Genomic DNA, 3,244 nt, shown 5'->3' on the forward strand with positions numbered 1-3,244 from the left:
TCCGTGAGGGAATCCGGCTCCGTGAGGGAATCCGGCTCCCCCGGACCCGCGCGGCAGCGGGTCGCGGTCGCCCAGGCGGCGGTGCTGTCCTCGCTGGTCGCCGGGACGCCCGTGCCCGAGGGGTTCGACCGGGCGCGGATGGCCGTGCAGGCGCGGGCGCTCGCCGCGAAGCGGGCGGACGTCGTCGCCAAGGTGGCGCCCGAGCTGCCGGTGCTGCTCGGCGAGGGGTACCGGGCGGCCTTCCTCGCCCATGCGCAGAAGTGGCCGATGACCGGGGGCTACCGGCAGGACGCCCTGGACTTCGTCGAGCGGCTGCTGCTCGCCTCCGGGCAGCGGGAGCGCCCGGACGAGCGGCTGCCCCTGCGGGAGTTGCGGGCGTGGTGGCTCGAGCGGTCCGGGCCGCTACCGCGGCCGCCCCGGCCCGCGGCGCGGCTGGCGCGCGCCGCGCGGCGGGTCCTGCCGCGGCGTTGAGGGCGGGACCCGCGAGCCGGGAGGGGACCCGTGCGCCACGAAGCGTCCCCGGTACCGGGCGCCGCGCGTCGGGGGGACACGACGAGAACCGCCGGCGTCCGGGCGAGCACCGGGTCCGTACCGCCCGCCGCCCCGGTCGCCGCAGCGCCCGGCGTCACGACCGGGTCCGGGCCCGTCCGTGCGAGGACGGGCGGGCCCGGCCGCCGTCGCGCTCGCTCAGGCGAGGCCCGCGACGAGCTCCGCGATGTCCTTGCGGCGGCCCGTGTAGAACGGGACCTCCTCGCGGACGTGCATCCGCGCCTCGGAGCCGCGCAGGTGCCGCATGAGGTCGACGATGCGGTACAGCTCGTCGGCCTCGAAGGCGAGGATCCACTCGTAGTCGCCGAGGGAGAACGAGGGGACCGTGTTGGCGCGCACGTCGGGGAAGCCGCGGGCCATCTTGCCGTGGTCGGCGAGCATGCGGCGGCGGTCCTCGTCGGGCAGCAGGTACCAGTCGTAGGAGCGCACGAAGGGGTACACGCTGACGTAGGCGCGGGGCTCCTCGTCGGCGAGGAAGGCCGGGATGTGCGAGCGGTTGAACTCGGCGGGCCGGTGCAGCGCCATGTTCGACCAGACCGGCTCGAGGGCCCGGCCCAGCCCGGTGCGGCGGAAGAGGTTGTACGCCTCCTGGAGCTGGTCGCTGCTCTCGGCGTGCCACCAGATCATCAGGTCGGCGTCGGCGCGCAGGCCGGAGACGTCGTACGTGCCGCGCACGGTGACGTCCTTGGCGGCGAGCTGGTCGAACAGCTCCTGGACCTCTTCGGCGTACCCGGCGCGGTCCTCGGGCAGCACGTCCTTCAGCTTGAAGACGGACCAGAGGGTGTAGCGGATGACCTCGTTCAGGTCCTTGGCCAGCTTGCCCTTGTTGGGGATCCGGTCGGGTGCGGGGGTGGTGGCGTCGTCGGTCATGTCCCTTATTCTCCTGCTCCTCCGTGGAGGGTTCTTCACCGGGTGGCGGTGACGTCCCGCACGTCGTGCGGGAGGTCACCGTGGATCTGGTCGGCGGCGTCGTACGCGCTCGCGATGCACGCGGGGATGCCGACGCCGTCGTAGGCCGCGCCGCACACGGCCAGCCCCGGGAGGGCGGCGAGGTGCCCGCGGACGCGGGCCACGCGCGCGTGGTGGCCGACGGGGTACTGGGGCAGGCCGTCCTGCCAGCGGGTGACGCGGGTGGCGACCGGGGTGGCGTCCAGGCCGGTGGCGGCCAGCAGGTCGCGCCGGGAGACCTCCACGAGGCCGGCGTCGTCGCGGCCGAGGATCTCCGTCTCGCCGTGCCGGCCGACGGAGGTGCGCAGGAGGGTGAGGTCCGGGTTCTCCTCGTCGATCCAGCCCCACTTGCGCGAGGCGAAGGTGGACGCCTTGATGGTGCGGCCGTCGACCGGCGGCACCAGGAATCCGCTGCCCTCGGGCAGATCGGTCTCCGCGCGGCGGTAGGCGAGCGTGACGAGCGCCATGGAGGCGTACTCCACGCCGGCCAGCTCCGCGGCGGCGCCGGGCGCCTCGGCCCGCAGCAGCCGGGCGGCGGCCGGGGCGGGCACGGCGACGACGACCGCGTCGGCGCGCAGCTCCCGCTCCCCGGCGACGATCCGCCAGCCGCCGGCCGGCTCCCGGCGCAGCTCGGTGACCGGGGCACCGGTGCGGATCTCCCCGCCGCGGGAGCGCACGGACTCGGCGACGGCGAGCGGAAGGGTGCCCACGCCGCCCTCGATGCCCATGAACACCGGTCCGGTCCGCTGCCCGGTGGCGGCGGCCTGGATCTCGCGGACCCCCTCGGTCAGGGAGGTGTGGGCCCGCGCGGCCCGGAACAGCTGGGGGACGGCGGAGCGCATGGAGATGCGGTAGGCGTCGCCCGCGTACACCCCGCCCAGCAGGGGCTCGACCAGCCGGTCGACGACCTCGCGGCCGAGCCGGGCCGCCACGTACGCGCCGACGGCGACGTCGTCGCCGACCTCGGTGCGGGGCAGCTCGGCGTCCTGCGCGATCCGGGCGAGGCCCTCGTCGGAGAGCACCCCGGCCAGGGCGGCGGCGGTGCCGGGGACGCCCATGACGTGGCCCTTGGGCATGGGGCGCAGGGCACCGCGGGTCCACAGCGACGCGGTCGCGGTGGCCGGGGGCCGGAGCCGGCCGGTGAGGCCCACCTCGCGGGCGAGGTCCACCGCCTCCGGGCGGCGGGCCAGCATCGACTCGGCACCCAGGTCGACGCGCGCGCCCGCGATCTCGCCGGGCAGCAGCTTGCCGCCGACCCGCTCCGAGGCCTCCAGCACGGTCACCCGCGCCCCGCGCCCGAGCAGCCGGTGCGCGGCGGCCAGCCCGGCGATGCCGGCCCCGACGACGACGACCCGCTGCTCCGCACCCGTGTGTGATCCGCTCATGGCTCCACCCTCTCAGATGCCGCCGGCGGTCCCACCAGGGCCGTACGGCCCTCCCGAGTCCTTACCGTGACCGCTTCGGGACCTTTCCGCGCCATCGTTCCACCGCCCTCCGGCGTCGAAGGAACGTCGGAGGAACGGTCAGTGGTCACGAACCCGGGGGGAACCCACATGCGCACACGACGATCCGTACGGCCCGCCCACGCCGCGACGGCCCTGCTGCTGGCCACCGCACTCGCCCTGGCCGGATGCGGCGCGGGCTCCGGTTCGGACTCCGGCGCCTCCGGTCTCTCCGACGACAAGGCCGCCCTCTCCCAGGCCGACGCTCCGGCGGGCGCCCGGGAAGGGGCGAAGGAGGGGGCGGC

Annotated in this window: 3 protein-coding genes and 1 pseudogene; 2 read left to right on the plus strand and 2 right to left on the minus strand. The window is 76.1% G+C overall.

Annotated features, from left to right (window positions below):
- A partial coding sequence (locus tag AOK18_RS27465) for an SCO6045 C-terminal-like domain-containing protein (RefSeq protein WP_478078857.1) occupies nt 1–471 on the plus strand: 471 nt, incomplete at its 5' end.
- 216 nt (nt 472–687) lie between these two features.
- On the opposite strand, the gene hemQ is transcribed toward AOK18_RS27465, so the two are convergent.
- Entirely contained in the window at nt 688–1,419 is a 732-nt protein-coding gene (hemQ, locus tag AOK18_RS27470) for a hydrogen peroxide-dependent heme synthase (protein ID WP_055571831.1), read from the minus strand.
- A gap of 35 nt (nt 1,420–1,454) precedes the next feature.
- Entirely contained in the window at nt 1,455–2,882 is a 1,428-nt protein-coding gene (gene hemG, locus AOK18_RS27475) for a protoporphyrinogen oxidase (RefSeq protein WP_055696078.1), read from the minus strand.
- A 168-nt stretch (nt 2,883–3,050) separates the two neighbouring features.
- On the opposite strand from hemG, the pseudogene AOK18_RS33735 reads away from it, so the two are divergent.
- Nucleotides 3,051–3,244: pseudogene (locus tag AOK18_RS33735) on the plus strand (DUF4349 domain-containing protein); the annotation flags it as partial.

Origin of the sequence: Streptomyces prasinopilosus (genome assembly GCF_001419695.1) — a bacterium.
Classification (GTDB): Bacteria; Actinomycetota; Actinomycetes; order Streptomycetales; family Streptomycetaceae; genus Streptomyces; species Streptomyces prasinopilosus.

Excerpts from the sequence above, each read along its gene's own strand:
- hemQ (WP_055571831.1), bottom strand. The coding sequence starts at position 1,419 with ATGACCGACGACGCCACCACCCCCGCACCCGACCGGATCCCCAACAAG.
- hemG (WP_055696078.1), bottom strand. The coding sequence starts at position 2,882 with ATGAGCGGATCACACACGGGTGCGGAGCAGCGGGTCGTCGTCGTCGGG.